At 71.2% G+C, this 15,529-nt stretch carries 12 protein-coding genes; 5 read left to right on the forward strand and 7 right to left on the reverse strand.

The genetic code is table 11. The annotated features are described in order from the left end of the window. The first annotated feature begins 240 nt into the window (after nucleotides 1-240). The 3 genes from ACFWZ2_RS23145 (at nucleotide 241) to ACFWZ2_RS23155 (ending at nucleotide 3,627) form a co-directional block, all read left to right on the forward strand. Nucleotides 241-1,791 carry a hypothetical protein gene (locus tag ACFWZ2_RS23145; RefSeq protein ID WP_384548518.1) on the forward strand — a complete coding sequence of 517 codons (1,551 nt, stop codon included), beginning with the start codon at nucleotides 241-243 and terminating at the stop codon, nucleotides 1,789-1,791. A gap of 109 nt (nucleotides 1,792-1,900) precedes the next feature. Further along, nucleotides 1,901-2,869: a M28 family metallopeptidase gene (locus ACFWZ2_RS23150; RefSeq protein ID WP_384548520.1), complete on the forward strand. Its 969-nt coding sequence runs from the start codon at nucleotides 1,901-1,903 to the stop codon at nucleotides 2,867-2,869. 161 nt (nucleotides 2,870-3,030) lie between these two features. Continuing rightward, nucleotides 3,031-3,627: a flavodoxin family protein gene (locus ACFWZ2_RS23155; protein ID WP_384548522.1), complete on the forward strand. Its 597-nt coding sequence runs from the start codon at nucleotides 3,031-3,033 to the stop codon at nucleotides 3,625-3,627. Here the strand turns inward: ACFWZ2_RS23155 and ACFWZ2_RS23160 are convergent, their stop codons facing one another. The 5 genes from ACFWZ2_RS23160 to ACFWZ2_RS23180 all read right to left on the reverse strand — a co-directional run bounded on the left by ACFWZ2_RS23160 (nucleotide 3,628) and on the right by ACFWZ2_RS23180 (nucleotide 9,351). Beyond that, on the reverse strand, nucleotides 3,628-4,539 hold the full coding sequence (locus tag ACFWZ2_RS23160; protein ID WP_384548524.1) for an ABC transporter permease: 912 nt from the start codon (nucleotides 4,537-4,539) through the stop codon (nucleotides 3,628-3,630). Then, a complete protein-coding gene (locus ACFWZ2_RS23165) occupies nucleotides 4,526-5,500 on the reverse strand; it encodes an ABC transporter ATP-binding protein (RefSeq protein WP_384548525.1) in 975 nt (324 codons plus the stop codon). Before ACFWZ2_RS23165 ends, ACFWZ2_RS23160 begins: the two co-directional genes overlap by 14 nt. A gap of 127 nt (nucleotides 5,501-5,627) precedes the next feature. Then, on the reverse strand, nucleotides 5,628-6,881 hold the full coding sequence (locus ACFWZ2_RS23170; protein ID WP_384548527.1) for an outer membrane lipoprotein carrier protein LolA: 1,254 nt from the start codon (nucleotides 6,879-6,881) through the stop codon (nucleotides 5,628-5,630). A gap of 260 nt (nucleotides 6,882-7,141) precedes the next feature. Continuing rightward, entirely contained in the window at nucleotides 7,142-8,197 is a 1,056-nt protein-coding gene (locus ACFWZ2_RS23175) for a CHRD domain-containing protein (RefSeq protein WP_384548529.1), read from the reverse strand. 143 nt (nucleotides 8,198-8,340) lie between these two features. Next, nucleotides 8,341-9,351: a polyprenyl synthetase family protein gene (locus ACFWZ2_RS23180; protein WP_384548531.1), complete on the reverse strand. Its 1,011-nt coding sequence runs from the start codon at nucleotides 9,349-9,351 to the stop codon at nucleotides 8,341-8,343. Between the two features lie 314 nt (nucleotides 9,352-9,665). Here ACFWZ2_RS23180 and ACFWZ2_RS23185 point away from each other — a divergent pair, with 314 nt between their 5' ends. Together ACFWZ2_RS23185 and ACFWZ2_RS23190 are read left to right on the forward strand one after the other, a co-directional pair. Beyond that, on the forward strand, nucleotides 9,666-11,180 hold the full coding sequence (locus ACFWZ2_RS23185) for a peptide MFS transporter (RefSeq protein WP_384548533.1): 1,515 nt from the start codon (nucleotides 9,666-9,668) through the stop codon (nucleotides 11,178-11,180). Between the two features lie 10 nt (nucleotides 11,181-11,190). Continuing rightward, nucleotides 11,191-13,191, forward strand: a complete 2,001-nt coding sequence (locus ACFWZ2_RS23190) for a CocE/NonD family hydrolase (protein ID WP_384548535.1) — start codon at nucleotides 11,191-11,193, stop codon at nucleotides 13,189-13,191. Between the two features lie 137 nt (nucleotides 13,192-13,328). On the opposite strand, the gene ACFWZ2_RS23195 is transcribed toward ACFWZ2_RS23190, so the two are convergent. Both ACFWZ2_RS23195 and ACFWZ2_RS23200 read right to left on the reverse strand, forming a co-directional pair. Then, entirely contained in the window at nucleotides 13,329-14,141 is an 813-nt protein-coding gene (locus ACFWZ2_RS23195; protein WP_384548537.1) for an HAD family hydrolase, read from the reverse strand. 156 nt (nucleotides 14,142-14,297) lie between these two features. Next, a complete protein-coding gene (locus tag ACFWZ2_RS23200; protein WP_384548539.1) occupies nucleotides 14,298-15,500 on the reverse strand; it encodes an NAD(P)-binding domain-containing protein in 1,203 nt (400 codons plus the stop codon). Nucleotides 15,501-15,529 lie beyond the last annotated feature (29 nt).

Genomic DNA, 15,529 nt, shown 5'->3' on the forward strand with positions numbered 1-15,529 from the left:
GTTACGGGGGCGGCGCTTCCTCATGCTCGGACGGGCGCGCCGAATTCCTCAAGTACCCACTAAATAGTGCGTACTTACCTTTGGGTCAGCCAGAAAGGCGGCCGGATCGCCTCTTCCCGGATCGCCTCTTCCCGCATCGCCTCTTCCCGGATCACCACTTCAGGAAGCTCTCGATGGCAAGCTGTCGATGACAGACACCCCATCAGCGAGGACACCCGTCGACGAGGGAGTTCGCCCCGCATGCCGCCGAGAGACGCGACCCCGGCCCCGCGCGGCGGCGAAGGCCCCGCGCCGCCGGCCGGTGCCCGCGCCCACCGTCTTCTCCTCGCCGTCTGCGCCGTCTTCGCCCTGCTCTCCCTGGCCCTGGTCCCGCCCACCCTGCCCCTCGGCTGGGACGAACTCGTCTACGCCTCCCGCTTCTCCTCGCACGCGCCCGCCACCCCCTTCAGCGCGCCCCGCACCCGCGGCGTCCCGTTCCTCATCGCGCCCGTGGCCTCCTGGAGCGACTCGGTCGTCCTGCTCAGGCTCTGGCTGACGCTGCTCTCGACCGCCGCGCTCTACCTGGGGTTCCGTCCATGGCTGCGCGCGGCGCACCGGCCGTCGGCGGCCGCCGTGGCCGCCGGTCTGTACGGCTGCCTGTGGGTCGCGCTGTTCTACGCGAGCGCCGCGATGCCCAACCACTACACGGCCATGGGCGCCGTCGGGGCGGTCGGCCTCTTCCTGCGGGCCCGGCCGACTGCCGCGACGTACGCGGGGATCGCCGCCTGGCTCGCCCTGGCCACCCTGATGCGACCCAATGACGGCGCCGCCGTCGCCGCGCCCCTCCTGCTCGCCGCCCTGCTGGTCCGGGCCTGGCGCGGGCGCGGCCGTGTCCTGGCCGTGCTCGGCGGGCTCGGGGCGGGGGCGCTGCCCTGGATCGTCGAGGCGTACGTCCGGTTCGGCGGGGTCCGTGAACGGCTCGCGCGGGCCAGCGAAGTGCAGGGAGATCTACGTCCCTTGCTCTCGTTCGTGCACCATCTCACGGTCCTGGACGGCCCGTTGCTCTGCCGCCCCTGCGACGGCGACGGCATCCGGCTCGTGCCGGCGCAATGGTGGGTCCTCCTGCCGCTCCTGGTGGCCGCGGGGCTCTGGACCCTCCGCCGCCGGGCGCCCGACGTCCTCCCCGCCCATGCGCTCGCCCTCGGCACGGCCCTCTCCGTAGCCCTCCCCTACCTCCTCCTCGTCCCCTACGCGGCCCCGCGCTTCCTGCTCCCCGCCCACGCCCTCCTCGCCCCCACCGCGGCGACGGGGCTGCTCGCCGTGGCCGGACTCGCCCGCACTCCCGGACGGCGGCGCGCGGCGGGTGTCGTACTCCCCGCCGTTCTCGCCCTCGCCCTCACCGGCCATCTCGTCGCCCAACTCCTCCTCGTCCACGGCAACTCCAGGATCCAGTCGGGCGCCCGCGACGACTGGGCGCGGGTCGCCGAGGTGCTGAACGCACACGGTGTCGGCGGCGGCCGCACCAAGAACGGCGGGAGAGACGGGAGCGGCGCGCCCCCGCGCTGCGTCCTGCGCGGGAACACCTCCGTGATCCCCATCGCGTACGCCGCGCGCTGCGATCCCGCAGGGCACGACGATCCGCGCCGCCCCAGCGCCCTGGTGCTCCGCGAGGCCGCTCCCCCGCGCTGGGCCCGCGACTGGCCGCGCCACGTCGTGCCGCACACCTACGCTCCCGGCTGGGTCGTGCATGTACGCCCAGGGACACCGATCGCGCCCGATATCCGTAACTCGCCGCCCGGTGTGCGCTCTTGACGCCACCGCGACCCCACCCGCACCATCAGGCGCACTCGAACTCGTACGCCATACGAGCGCGTCACCCCACACAAAACGGAATACGGAACACGGAAACCGGAGCCCCCACATGAAACTCTCCGTTCCCGGACGTACCGCGGCGGCCGCAGTCCTGGCCGTCGCCGGACTCCTCACCACGAGCGCGATATCCAACGCGGCCCCGCCCACCGCGACGTCCCCCACGACGTCCGCCAAGGCGGCCGCCGCACCCGACATCCCCGTCGCCAACGTCAAGGCCCACCTCTCCGAGCTGCAGTCCATCGCGAGCGCCAACGGCGGCAACCGTGCCCACGGAAGCGCCGGGTACAAGGCGTCCATCGACTATCTGAAGGGCAAGCTCGACGAGGCCGGATTCACCACCTCCGTCCAGGAGTTCACGGCGGGCGGCGACACGGGCTACAACCTGATCGCCGACTGGCCCGGCGGCGACGACGGCAAGATCGTCATGGCCGGCGCCCACCTCGACAGCGTCTCCGACGGCCCCGGCATCAACGACAACGGCTCGGGCTCCGCCGCCGTCCTGGAGACCGCGCTCACGGTGGCCCGCGAGCAGTACAAGCCCACCAAGCACCTGCGGTTCGCCTGGTGGGGCGCGGAGGAGATCGGCCTGGTCGGCTCCTCGCACTACGTCGAGAAGCTGCCCGCGGCCGACCGCTCGAAGATCAGCGGCTATCTGAACTTCGACATGATCGCCTCCCCGAACACGGGCTACTTCGTCTACGACGACGACCCCACCATCGAGAAGACGTTCAAGGACTACTACGCGGGCCAGAACATCACCACGGAGCCGGACGACGAGGGCGACGGCCGCTCCGACCACGCCCCGTTCCAGCAGGCGGGCGTCCCGGTCGGCGGTCTGTTCACCGGCGCCGAGACCACCAAGTCGGCGGCGCAGGCGGAGAAGTGGGGCGGCACGGCGGGCGAGCCGTTCGACAAGTGCTACCACTCGTCCTGCGACGACGAGTCGAACCTCGACGCGACCGCGCTCGACCGCAACAGCGACGCGGTGGCGTACGCGGTGTGGGGGCTGTCCTCGTAGGAGTCCGACTCCGTAGACACCGTCTCCGTAGGCACCGCCTCCGTAGAGACCGTTTCTGCAGAGAGCCGTCTCCGTAGGGAGCACATTCGCCCCTGGACGCGATTGCTTGCGCATGCATATAGTGCACGCGCAAGCAATCGCCGTACCCAGAGGGGATTCCCATGACCCGCACGTTCCTCTTCGCCCTCGGCAGCGCGCGCCCCGGAGGCAACTCCGAGATCCTGGCCCGCAAGGCCGCCGAGCAGCTGCCCTCGGACGTCGAGCAGCGCTGGCTGAACCTGGCGGAGCTGCCGCTGCCCGACTTCGAGGACCTGCGGCACGACGAGACCGGCCCGCGCGCCCGCCCCCGGCCCGTCGGGGACAACGAGGCGCTGCTCCTGGACGCCACCCTCGAGGCCACAGACATCGTGATCGTCTCGCCCCTGTACTGGTACTCGCTCTCGTCCAACGTCAAGCGCTACCTCGACTACTGGGACGCGTGGCTGGAGACCCCGGACGCCGACTTCAAGAACACCCTCGAAGGCCGCACCCTGTGGGGCGTGACGGCGCTCGCGCACCGCGAGGAGGAGGTGGCCGAGCCGCTGATCGGCACGCTCAACCACACCGCCGCCTTCTTCCCGATGCGCTTCGGCGGCGTCCTGCTCGGCAACGGCACCCGGCCGGGCCAGGTGCTCAAGGACGACACCGCCCTGGCGCGCGCCAAGACGTTCTTCGCGCAGGAGCCGCCGCTGGCCCGCTTCCCGTACGACCGGGCGTAGTTACGCCAGGACGTCCTTCGCCCCGAACCGCGCCCACGCCGCCGACCCGAACACGGCCGCGTAGATCCCCTGCATCTGCAGGTTCTTGATGAGGTCGTCCCAGTAGATCGGCTCGCGCATCAGGTCCGCGAAGGACAGCCAGTAGTGCGAGAAGAAGTACGGGTGGAGTCCGTGCAGTTGGGGGATCTGGTCCAGGATCTGGACCGTGATCAGCAGGCCGACGGTCGTCGCCATCGCCGCGATGCCGCTGCTGGTGAGCGTCGACACGAAGAGGCCGAGCGCCGCCACGCCGATCAGTGAAGCGGCGACGACGAGCGCGATCAGCAGGGCCCGCAGCAGCCCGTCCCCGAAGCTCATCCGGGTGCCGGAGATCGTGGTGACCTCGCCGAGCGGGAAGAGCAGCGCGCCGGTCGCGAGCGCGGACAGGGCGACGACCAGGGTCGCGACCAGGCAGAACGTCAGCGTGGTCGCGTACTTGGCGAGGAGCAGACGGGTGCGTCCCGCGGGGGCGACGAGCAGATAGCGCAGCGTGCCCGCGTTCGCCTCGCCCGCGATCGCGTCGCCCGCGATGACGCCGATCGCCATCGGCAGGAAGAACGGCAGGGTCGCGGCGAGCGCCGTGAACACCAGGAACAGGCCGTTGTTGGTGACCTGCGCGATGAAGGCGGGCCCGCCGCCCTCGCCGCCCCCGCCGATCGTGGAGCCGTCGCTCGTCTCGATCTTGACCGCGGCCCCGACGAGGATCGGCACGGCGGCCAGCACGCCGAGCAGGGCGAGCGTCCGCCAGCGGCGGAAGGTGATCGAGAGTTCGCTGCGGAACAGGCCGAGGGTCCACATCAGCCGCGGCTCCGCCGCCCGTACCGCCGTTGCGTCCCTGGCCTCTGTTGCGTCCGTGGCCTCAGCCCGCGACATCGAATCCCTCTCCCGTCAGGGCGACGAACGCGTCCTCCAGGGAGGCCCGTTCGAGCCCGAAGCCCCGGACGCGCACGCCCGCGCCGACCAGCGCGGCATTCAGATCGGCGAGCTCCACGTCCTGTCCCGGCGGCTCGCCCGTCACCCGGTCCTCCGTCACGACGAGGTCCGTCGTGCCCCACTCCTTCAGGACGCGGGCCGCCTCGCCCGGGTCCGGTGTCGTCACGACGAGCCGCCCGCGCGCGCCCGCGGCGAGGTCGGCGACCGGGCCCTGGGTGATGAGGCGGCCCCGGGTCATCACGGCCGCGTGCGTGCAGACCTGCTCGATCTCGTCGAGGAGGTGCGAGGAGAGGAAGACGGTCGTGCCCTCCGCCGCCAACTCCCGCACCAGCGTGCGGATCTCCCGCATGCCCTGCGGGTCGAGTCCGTTGGTCGGCTCGTCCAGCACGAGCAGTCTGCGCGGCTGCAGCAGTGCGGCCGCGAGCCCCAGGCGCTGCTTCATGCCCAGGGAGTACGCCTTCGCCTTCTTGCCCGCGGCCGCGGTGAGCCCGACCCGGTCGAGCGCCGCCTCGGCCCGGGTCCGCCGGGTGCGCGGATCGGCGGTCGGGTCGGCGGAGTCGTACCGGAGGAGGTTGTCGCGGCCGGACAGGAAGCCGTAGAGGGCCGGGCCCTCGATCAGCGCGCCCACCTGCGGCAGCACGGTGCGCGTGGCGCGCGGCATGGGGCGGCCGAGAACCTGGGCGCGGCCCGACGTCGGCTCGATGAGGCCCATCAGCATGCGGATGGTGGTCGTCTTGCCCGAGCCGTTCGGCCCGAGGAATCCGAAGACGCTGCCTTCGGGAACGGTGAGGTCGAGGCGGTCGACGGCGAGGTGCTTGCCGTAGCGCTTGGTGAGCGCGTGCGTCTCGATCACACTCGGTGCCTCGCGTGGCCCTGACGTTCCCCCGATGGTGCCTGGCACCGATTCCTCCCCCTCACCCGAACCATGCCCCGACGATCGCCGAGCGGACCGAGGGCTGCCTCGCCCCCGGCCCGCCGATCCTGCTCCGTACGCCTCGTACGTGTCGTACGTCTCGTACGCGGTGCCCCTAGCGGCCCGCCGCCTTCACGAGCGCGTCCTTGGTGACCGCGCCCACGTAGACCTTGCCGTCGTCCGTGACCAGGGCGTTGATCAGGCGGGTCGAGAAGACCGTGCCCGAGCCGAACTTGCCGTTGACCTGGTCGCCCAGGGAGTCGAGCAGCTTCTGCGCGTCCGGCGACACGTCGCCCGAACCGGCCGTCGGCAGGCCCTGGCCGCCCGGCAGCTTCAGCTCGGCGATGGAGTTCCAGCCCTCACCGATGACGTTCAGACCGTCCAGGCCGTCTGCCGTGAACTGGTCCTTGCCCTTGAGCTGGTCCTTGCCCTTGAAGTCACCGCTCCGGTCCGCGTGTTCATCGGCCTCGGTGACCTTCGCACCCTTGGGCGGCGTGAAGTCGAAGGTGGCCGCGGACGGCTTGCCGAAGTCGACCTTGGTGAAGCCCGCGTCGACGACGGCCGCGCCGCCGGAGGACGGGGTCAGGGTGAACTTGAGCGGCGTGCCCGTCTTGGCGTCCACCGCGACGGTGATCCGGCCGACCGTCGAGCCCGACTGCTTCGGCTTGATCACCAGGCGGTACGCGTCGCGGCCCGCGATCTGCGCGGTGCCGTCGACCTTCACGGACGTCGTGGAGTCGACGGCCTTGAGCGCCTGCTCGGCGAAGTCCTTGGGGGTGGCGGGGACGTCCTTGGGGAGGTCCTTGGCCGCGTCCTTGCCTGCGCCCTTGCTCGCGGCCGCCCCGGCGTCCTTGGCGTGGTACGCCTCGTTCGACGCGCTGTCGTAGGCCCACAGCTCGTCGCCGTTGTGGATCAGGCTGTACTCGGCGGCGTCGTCGAGGACGGACACCTTCTGCTTGTCGGGGCCGTCGGCCGCGACGCGCAGCGTGTGCGTGCCCGAGGCGAGCTCCATCAGCTTCGACTTGGGATCGGCGGCCGAACCCCCGCCGTCCTCACCCCGGTCCCCGCCACCGCCGCCGGCGAAGCCGCCCGCGAAACCGCCGACCGAGGGCAGACCCAGATCGGTGCTGATCTTGACGTTGCCGGACAGCTGCTGCGTGTCCGACGCGGCGATCTTCTCGACGAGTTCCTGTGCGGAGATCTTCGGCAGGTCGGGGTCGCCCGAGGTGGCGAGCGCCGGGACGAGCCCGATGGTCGCCGCCGCCACCCCCGCCACCGCGATCGGGACGACGTAGCGCGCGGCCTTGCGGCGGCCCACGCGGAGATCCCCCGCCTCGCTGGTGTCCTGCTCCGGTTCGTACGGTGCCATGTGTGCCCTACCTCCGTGGTCGGCGGCGGCCTTCCCTGTACGTGCCTCGTCCACCCTGCGCCGCCATTCTCACCCGAATTGGTCAGGAGTGGTGGTCCTTGCTGGCTTCTATCCGACCAAATCGGCCAGCGGGAAGCGTCAGACCCCGGGCGCAACTCCACGTACTGCCCTGGGATGACATGAAGCGGCGGCACCTCCCCCGACCCGTAGGGGAAGGCGCCGCCGCATCCTGCCGACCAGCAGGGGTCCCGACCGGACGATCAGCGCTGCACGAACACGTAGTCCGCCTGGTAGGGCACGCTCACGATCTTGCCGGGCGTGCAGCTGCCGGTCGGCTGGACGCCGCCGACCGTGTTCAGCCGCAGGATCTCCGCCGTCGAGGAGAGCAGCCCGCCGCGCCGGCCGATCTGGGTGGCCCTGAGGTCCAGTTCGGGGATGTTCCCCGCACCGTTCGGGGTCTTGGAGATCAGCTGGGCGCTGACCCCGCTGCGGTCGGGGGCGACCCACTGCGGGGTCCCCGAGTTGGGCGCGGTGAAGCGGTGCGCGATGTCGCCGCCGAGCAGGGCCCGTACGTCGCGCTGCGCGAAGGCGAACTTCCCGGAGCCGTCGTCGGCCTTCTTGCACTCGTAGATCTGCTTGCCCTGGACCACGGAGGCCTGGAAGTTGGCCGAGGCGCCGCGGAAGTCGACGTCGGCGCCGACCTTGTTGAGCTGGCCGCGGACCGCGCCGCCGGGGAACTCGGCGGTGTGCAGATTGGCGTAGAAGCTGTGGGGGTTCGCCTTCAACTGGGCGAGCAGGGCGGCGTCGTCGACCGTGACGGTGCCGGTGACGCTGTTGCCCTTGATCTTGGCAAGCAGCCCGGTGAAGTCGACCTTGATGCCGCCGTTGACGCCCTTGTTCCCCTGATGGATGTGGAGGGCGGTCGGCCTGCCGGTGCCGCGCCACTTGACCGTGACGGACACCTTGTCGCCCTTGACCCTGACGAACTCCAGCGCCCTGCCGTCCTTGTCGCCGACCGCGGGCCCGCCCTGCACCGGCACCTCGTTGGCGCCGTTCATGCTCGCCGCGAAGACCGAGCCGCCGCGCCCGGTGCCCGCGCCGCCGCTCTGCACTCCGACGGACGCGTCGCCCTCGCCGCCTTGCGCGCCGTGCCCGCCGTGCCCGCTCTGCCCGCTGCTCCGGGTGGCGTTCGCGCTGTCGCTCTCGGCGATGCCCGGCAGGACCGCGACGGCCAGGCCCGCCGCCGCGGCGGCCGCGATGCCGGAGACGAGCAGGGTGCGCCGGCGGTTCTTCGCTGTAGTGGTGAAGGTGCCCATGGTGTGTGATCTCCCCGTACCCGGGCCGACGCCGCCTGCGTCGGCTTCTGGGCATGGGTACGGAATGGATCCGAGCCTGGACTCAATCCAATCTAGGGCAGTTAATGTGACCCGAGTCACACGACGACGGGCCGGGTAGGACCTCAGCCCGCCCGGTGCACCACCAGGTCGCAGAGCTCCACGAGGGCCGCCTTCGCGTCGCACTCCGGCAGCGGCACGAGCGCGGCCCGCGCCTCCTCCGCGTACCGCACGGTGTCCCGGCGGGCCTGCTCGAGGGCGGGGTGGGCCCGCAGCCGGGCGAGCGCCTCCGCGTGCCGCGCGTCGTCGGTGAGGTCCGAGTCGAGCAGCTCGCTCAGGGCGATGTCCTCGGCGAGGCCAAGGCGTGCCACGCGCTCGCGCAGCCGCAGGACCGGCAGCGTGGGGATGCCCTCGCGCAGGTCCGTGCCCGGCGTCTTGCCCGACTCGTGCGAGTCGGACGCGATGTCGAGGACGTCGTCGGCGAGCTGGAAGGCGACGCCCAGCCGCTCGCCGTACTGCGTCAGGACGTCGACGACGGTCTCGTCCGCGCCCGACATCATCGCGCCGAACCGGCACGCCACGGCGACCAGCGAGCCGGTCTTGCCACCGAGCACGTCGAGGTAGTGGTCGACCGGGTCGCGCCCCTCGGTCGGCCCCGCCGTCTCCAGGATCTGCCCGGTGACCAGGCGCTCGAAGGCCTCCGCCTGGATACGGACGGCCTCGGGGCCGAGGTCGGCCAGGATGTAGGAGGCGCGGGCGAAGAGGAAGTCGCCGGTCAGGACGGCGACCGAGTTCCCCCAGCGCTGGTTGGCGCTGTCGACGCCACGGCGCACGTCCGCCTCGTCCATCACGTCGTCGTGATAGAGCGTCGCGAGGTGCGTGAGCTCGACGACCACGGCGGAGGGCACGACGCCCGGCGCATAGGGGTCGCCGAACTGGGAGGCGAGCATGACGAGGAGGGGCCGGAAGCGCTTCCCTCCGGCGCGGACGAGGTGCTGGGCGGCCTCCGTGATGAACGGAACCTCGCTCTTGGTGGCCTCGAGCAGGCCCTCCTCGACAGCCGCCAACCCGGCCTGGACATCGGCTTCGAGAGCCTGGTCCCGCACGCTCAGCCCAAAAGGCCCGACGACGGTCACGAGACGTTCTCCTGTCTGCTGACGATCACATGGCGAACTCGGTCGATCATTGGATCTCGGTCGATGACACGGTTTGTCGATGTGTCGCTGCCATCACTCAAGTCAGCGTATCCGGTCGACTTTCGATCACAGCGAGCACCTGCCCGCCCGTCGCCCGCCGCCACCCTGCTCGACGCGCTGCGCGCGGCCCCTGCCCCATTCCAACAAGCGCGGCCGGGCAGACTGCAATCTCCCCCGGTATGTTCTTGATCAGTCCATACGACCGAGAAGAACCCCTCGCACCAGAAGAACCGTAAAGACCGGGAGCAGCCGCTTTGTCCCGTACTGCGGCCGAGTACGAGCCGCCCGCAGAGCCGCCGACGGACCCGCCGCCGGGCGACGACCACGCCTTCTTCGGGCAGCCACGCGGCCTGCTCACCCTCTCCGGCCTGGAGGTCTGGGAGCGATTCTCGTTCCTCGGCATGCAGGCCATCCTGGTCCTCTACTTCGCCGACTCCGTCGGACACGACGGCATGGGCATGGATGCGGGCACGGCCGCCTCGGTCTCCGCGGCGTACGGAACGCTGGTCTATCTGGTCTCCGTGGCGGGCGGCTGGCTCGCCGACCGCATCCTCGGCTCGTACCGCGCGGTGCTCTGGGGCGGCATCCTCATCGCCTGCGGCCACTACTCGATGGCGGTGCCGACCCCGACGATGACGTGGGTCGGCCTCGGCCTGATCAGCGCGGGCACCGGCCTGCTCAAGCCGAACGTCGCCTCGATGGTCGGCAAGCTCTACCGCACCGAGGACGAGCGCCGCGACGCCGGATTCGCGCTCTACTACATGGCGATCAACATCGGCGCCTTCGCGGGCCCGCTGATCACCGGCTGGCTCGGCGACCACAAGGGCTGGCACTGGGGCTTCTCGGCGGCCGCGATCGGCATGACGTTCGGCCTGATCCAGTACGTGGCGGGGCGGCGTCACCTCGCCGGGCGCAAGGCCTCCGCCGAGTTCGCGCTGCCCCCGGACGCGATGCGGCGGGCGGTCGTGATGATTGTCATCGGCTGTGTCGTGGCCGCCGCGGTCGCGGGGCTGCTCGCCGCCGTCGGCTGGCTGACCATGGACCGCTTCGTCGACCTGCTCACGATCGTCTCGGTGATCGCGCCGGTCGTCTACTTCGCGGTGATGTTCCGCAGCCCGCGCGTCACGGGCGAGGAGCGGCGCCGGCTGCGGCCCTACGTCGTGCTCTTCCTCGCCTCGGTGGTCTTCAACTTCATCCTCTTCCAGGCGTACTCGACGATGATGCTGCTCGCCGCGTCGAACGCCGAGACCTCGATCCTCGGCTACCACTTCCCCGCCAGCTGGTACGCCTCCGCGCTCGGCGCCTTCGAGGTCGCGCTCGCCCCCGTCGTCGCCGCCGTCTGGGCGCGGATGGGCCCGCGCCAGCCGCACGCCTCCAACAAGATCGCGTTCGGCGTGATCCTGGGCGGTCTGTCGTTCCTGCTGATGGTCCTGCCGACCTCGGGGCACAGCGACGACACGTACAAGATGGCCGCCTGGTGGATCGTCGGCTCCTACCTGCTGCTCGGGCTCGGCGACATCCTCCTGGAGACCTCGGGCATGTCGGCCACCACGAAGCTCGCCCCGAAGGCCTTCGCCAGCCAGACCATGGCGCTCTGGTTCCTCTCCCTCGCGCTCGCCAACGGCATCCAGGCGCAGGTCGTGAAGTTGTACGGCGAGGTCTCCAACCCCGCGTACTTCGGCGTGAACGGTGGCATCGCGGTCCTCGCGGGCATCGCCGTCATCGCGCTCGCCCCCTGGCTGCGCCGCACCATGCACCCCGTCCACTGAGGTTCCTCCCATGTCGCACACCCCGAAGATCAGGACCGACTTCCCGAACGAGACCACTCGTGAGGACATCCGCGTACCCCTCGCCGACGGAACCAGGCTCTACGCGCGCGTGTGGCGCCCGGTGACCGACGAGCCCGTCCCCGTGCTCCTCGAATACCTCCCCTACCGGCTGAGCGACTGGACGGCACCGCGCGACTGGCAGCGCCACCCCTGGTACGCGGGCCACGGCTACGCCTCCGTGCGCGTCGACGTCCGCGGGCACGGCAACAGCGAGGGCCTGCCCACCGACGAGTACTCGGCGCAGGAGCTGGCGGACGGCGTCGAGGTGGTGAACTGGCTGGCCGCGCAGGACTGGTCGAGCGGCAAGGTCGGCATGTTCGGCATCTCCTGGGGCGGCTTCAACTCCCTCCAGATCGCGGCCCTCGCACCCGAGCCGCTCAAGGCGATCGTCACGGTCTGCTCCGCGGACGACCGCTATGACAACGACGTGCACTACATGGGTGGTTCCGTCCTGGCGGTGGACATGCACACGTGGGCGGCGACGATGCTCGCCTTCGTGGCGCGCCCGCCGGACCCGCAGTTCGTCGGCGAGGCCTGGCGCGAGATGTGGCTGACCCGCCTGGCGGCCGTCGAACCCTTCATCCACACCTGGCTCGACCACCAGACCCGCGACGACTACTGGCGGCACGGCAGCGTCTGCGAGGACTACTCGGCGATCGGCGCGGCGGTCCTCGCGGTCGGCGGCTGGCACGACCCGTACCGCGACACGGTCCTGCGCCTGGTCGAGCATCTGCCCGGCGACGTACGCGGGTTGATCGGCCCCTGGTCGCACCAGTACCCCGACCGCGGCCTGCCGCCGGGACCCGCGATCGGCTTCCTCCAGGAGACGCTGCGCTGGTGGGACCACCACCTGAAGGGCATCGACACGGGCGTCATGGCCGAGCCGAAACTCCGCTCCTGGATCAGCGACTCGCATCCGCCCGCCACGGTCTACGAGCTGCTGAGCGGCCAGTGGGTGGGCGACACCTCATGGCCTTCCCCGAAGGTCACCCCCGTCTCGTACGCCCTCCAGGGCAGCCCTCTGATCGTCGACTCCCCGCAGCACACGGGCCTGGACGCGGGCCGCTTCTTCCCCTTCGGCAACGACGCCGACCTGCCGCCCGACCAGCGGGACGAGGACGCGAAGTCGGCGTGCTTCGAGTTCGAGGTCCCCTCCGAGGTACGCGTCCTCGGGCGCCCGAAGGTGACACTGCGGCTGCGCATGGACGTCCCCTACGGGCAGGCGATCGCCCGCGTCTGCGACGTGGCCCCGGACGGCTCCTCCACGCTGGTCACCCGCGGTGTGCTCAACCTCTCCGCACGCCACGGCAGGGACCGCGCGGACGCCTGGCCGCTCGGCGCCACCGAGGACGTGACGTTCGAGCTCAACGGCATCGGCCACAGCTTCCCCGCGGGCCACCGCATCCGCCTCGCGGTCTCCTCCGCGTACTGGCCCTGGATCTGGCCGCAGGCGGACTCCGCGGGCTTCACCCTGGAGCCGGTGGGCAGCTCGCTCGAACTCCCGGTGCGCGAGGGCGACTCGGACCCCTCCATCACCTTCGAGGCCCCCGAGCAGTCGGAGCCGCTGGGCGTGGTCTACCCGGCGACCCTGGACGAGCAGCGCCCCGAGCGCCTTGTCGTACGCGATGTCGCCAAGGGCGAGTGGCGCCTGGAGGTCGACCCGCGCTACGGCGGCACGCGCGTGTACCCCGACGGCCTCGAATTCACCGAGGACGCGCTGGAGACGTACACGATCGACGAGTCCGACCCGCTGAGCGCCCGCACCCGCTCCGACTGGACGATCCGCCTGCACCGCCCCGAACTCGCCTGGGACGTCACGATCGAGACGCACTCGGAGATCACCTGCGACGCCGCGGACTTCATCACCTCGAACGAGGTGGTGTGCAAGGACGGCGGCGAGGTCGTCTTCCATCGGACGTGGGAGCGGCGGATCCGGCGGACTGCGGGCTGAGCGGGGCTCGTTGGGCGTGCGGGTGCGGGGGCGTGTCGGGCGCGGTGGGCGCCTGCACGCGCGCGTGGGGGGTCTGTTACGGCGCGGTGAGTGCCTGCACGCGCGCGTGGGGGCCTGTTGCAGCGGGGAGGGGCGCGCTAGCCGTGCCCGAGCAGTTTCTCCAGTACGACGGCGATTCCGTCCTCCTCGTTCGACAGGGTCAACTCGTCGGCGACGGCCTTCAGTTCATGGTGGGCGTTGGCCATGGCCACGCCGTGCGCCGCCCACACGAACATGGGGATGTCATTGGGCATGTCCCCGAAGGCGACCGTGTCGGCGGCCGTGAGGCCGAGCCGCTCGGCGGCCAGCGCGAGCCCGGTCGCCTTGGTCACCCCGCACGGCTGGAGCTCCACGGTGCCCGGCCCCGACATCGTCACCGTCGCGAGTGACTCCACGGCGTCCCGCGCCACCGCGGCCAACTCGTCGTCCGCCAGCGTCGGATGGCGCAGCAGGACCTTGCTGATGGGCTCCTCCCAGAGCACTCCGCGGCCGGGCACGCGCACCGCGGGCAGCGTGGGGTGCGGCATCTCGTACCCCGGCTCGATGAGGGTGAGCCCCTCCACGCCGTCCTGGTCCACGGCCGCGTAGACCTGCCCGACCTCCGCCTCGATCTTCCCGAGCGCGGCCTCGGCGAGTTCGCGGTCGAGGGTCACCGACCACTCCATGCGGTCCGCGCGCGCGTCGTACAGCTGCGCTCCCTGGCCGCAGACGGCAAGCCCGTCGTACCCCAGATCGTCCAGCAGGGGCTTGACTCTCGGTGCGGGCCGCCCTGTCACCACCAGATGGCGGGCCCCCGCGCCCGCCACCTCCGCGAGCGCGGCCCGCGACCGGTCGGAGACCGTGTCGTCGCCGCGCAGCAGCGTTCCGTCCAGGTCGGTGGCGATAAGGGCATATGCGATCCGAGCGGCCATGATCGAGAGAATACGGACCCGGAGCCCTGCCGTATGCGGCTTGACAGGGCTCAAGTGGGACCGGGGGCGGCCGTGCCGACCGCGGTTCACCAGAAAGTGGAAGATCTTATTCCGGAAGGACACCGGTCACGGCCGGACGTACCGGCGCCTTTCGGATCAGCCGTACGTCCGCGCCACATGTCGCGCCAGCCGCGGTGACGCGAACTCCGTGCCGCACACGAACCGCATCACCGGTCCGTACGACGAGCCGCCCAGCATTCCGGTGAAGTACAGGCCCGGTATGGACGACTCGTAGCCCACGCCCAGCTTCGGTGTGCCGCGGCTCACCGCGAGCCGGGCCCGCAGCTCGTGACCGAGGAAGTCCATGGCCTTGAGGTCGACGCGATAACCCGTCGCGGCCACCACGTGGTCCGCGGTGAGCTCCGCCACACGGCCGCCCGGCGTCTCGACGGTCAGGACGGTCTGTCCGTCCCGCACGTGCGAGGTCCTGATGCGGCGCACCTCGCGGGTCTGGACCTTGCCCTCATAGCGCTCACACAGCCACCACGCGCCCAGGGGGCCGAGGATCCGCCGGACCAGGAAGTGCCGTGCGGTGGGCGGCAGATGGCGGTACGGATCGGCGTGATAGCTGATCGCGTACAACGACCAGGCCCGGCCGAAGGGCGACTCGGGGCGGAACTTCGGCTGCCGCCACGGCGGTTCGCCGAAGGCCACCGCGCCCTTGCCGCGGGCCACCACACGCACCCGCGCGCCCGCCTCCGCGGCGAGCACGGCCGTCTCCAGGGCGGACTGTCCCGCCCCCACCACGATCAGGTCGCGGCCCGAGAAGCGGGACAGGTCGTGCAGCTGAGAGCTGTGCGAGACAGGGCCCGTGGGGGCAGGTCCGTCCGGCACGGCGGCGGCCAGCTCGGCCGGCACCCTGGCAAGGCCCGAGAGGCCGGTCGCGACCACGACCGCGCGGGCCGTGAACTGCTCTCCGGAGTCCAGCTTCAGCTCGAATCCGCCCGGCCCGCGCCGGTCCACGGAGACGACCCTGACCCGCTCGAGCTCGGGCACGAGCTTCTGCTGGAACCACTCCCCGTACCCGACGAAGGTCTCGACCGGGATGATGTCCTCGTCGGTGACGAGACGGCGGATCCCCGCCGCGTCGCAGTAGTCGGCGAGGGTGTGGCCGCGCTGCGGCGCGTCGATGCTCGAGGCCGCAGGGGTCGACTTCAACAGCATCCCCTCGGGCATGTGGGCGCGCCAACTCACCATCGGCTCGCCGAAGACCCGCACCGGGATGCCGCGCGCCCGAAGATGGGCAGCGGTGGACAGGCCGTACGGCCCGGCCCCGATGACTGCTACCGGTTGAATCACGAAGTCCCTCCCCAGGACGTCACTTCATC

This window comes from Streptomyces sp. NPDC059002 (assembly GCF_042740435.1).
Classification (GTDB): Bacteria; Actinomycetota; Actinomycetes; order Streptomycetales; family Streptomycetaceae; genus Streptomyces.

Bases quoted from the DNA above. Each gene is read 5' to 3' on its own strand.
- ACFWZ2_RS23155 (WP_384548522.1), top strand. From the start codon at position 3,031: ATGACCCGCACGTTCCTCTTCGCCCTCGGCAGCGCGCGCCCCGGAGGC.
- ACFWZ2_RS23190 (WP_384548535.1), top strand. From the start codon at position 11,191: ATGTCGCACACCCCGAAGATCAGGACCGACTTCCCGAACGAGACCACT.
- ACFWZ2_RS23170 (WP_384548527.1), bottom strand. From the start codon at position 6,881: ATGGCACCGTACGAACCGGAGCAGGACACCAGCGAGGCGGGGGATCTC.
- ACFWZ2_RS23195 (WP_384548537.1), bottom strand. From the start codon at position 14,141: ATGGCCGCTCGGATCGCATATGCCCTTATCGCCACCGACCTGGACGGA.
- ACFWZ2_RS23160 (WP_384548524.1), bottom strand. From the start codon at position 4,539: ATGTCGCGGGCTGAGGCCACGGACGCAACAGAGGCCAGGGACGCAACG.
- ACFWZ2_RS23175 (WP_384548529.1), bottom strand. From the start codon at position 8,197: ATGGGCACCTTCACCACTACAGCGAAGAACCGCCGGCGCACCCTGCTC.
- ACFWZ2_RS23150 (WP_384548520.1), top strand. From the start codon at position 1,901: ATGAAACTCTCCGTTCCCGGACGTACCGCGGCGGCCGCAGTCCTGGCC.
- ACFWZ2_RS23145 (WP_384548518.1), top strand. From the start codon at position 241: ATGCCGCCGAGAGACGCGACCCCGGCCCCGCGCGGCGGCGAAGGCCCC.